Source organism: Burkholderia sp. AW33-5 (assembly GCF_053427615.1).
In genome coordinates this window covers 1-468 of the sequence record NZ_JBSAXA010000105.1, presented here as the reverse complement: position 1 = coordinate 468, position 468 = coordinate 1, and the positions used below count along the sequence as shown (strand labels likewise).

The 468-nt window shown below is 69.0% G+C and carries 1 protein-coding gene; it reads left to right on the top strand.

Annotated elements, in window-relative coordinates; all coding sequences use genetic code 11:
• The coding region (locus tag ACV22V_RS32565) for a lytic transglycosylase domain-containing protein (RefSeq protein WP_448016842.1) at nucleotides 1–439 on the top strand (439 nt) is incomplete at its 5' end.
• Nucleotides 440–468: the final 29 nt, after the last annotated feature.

The following is a 468-nucleotide window of genomic DNA, read 5'->3' as shown; positions in this document are numbered from 1 at the left end:
CCTCTCGCAGGTCAACCGGGCGAACCTGCGCCTGTACGGGTTGACCGCCGAAACCGTGTTCGATCCATGCGCGAACCTGCGCGCCGGCGGTGCGATTCTCACCGACTGCTATACGCGCGCGTCCGCCGGCGGACGCGTTCCGCAAGACGCGGTGCGCGCATCGCTCAGCTGCTACTACAGCGGCAATTTCACTCGAGGCTTCAAGCGCGAGCCGGGCGGGACGAGCTATGTGCAGCGCGTGGCCGCGGCCGCGATCGGCGCCAGCGGCACAGTCGTGCCGCCGATCGCGGTCGTGCCGGACGGCGCGGTGCCGGGCTCACGTGGTGGCGCCGCGCGCCCGGCGCGTGTGCGGCGAGCCGACGACACATTCACTACCGGGGCCGACCGTGCCCGCGAGACAGACCATCACCCCGCCTGGGACGCCCTGGGCGATTTTTAACGGAGCATCCGATGAAGAAGAACTTTTTT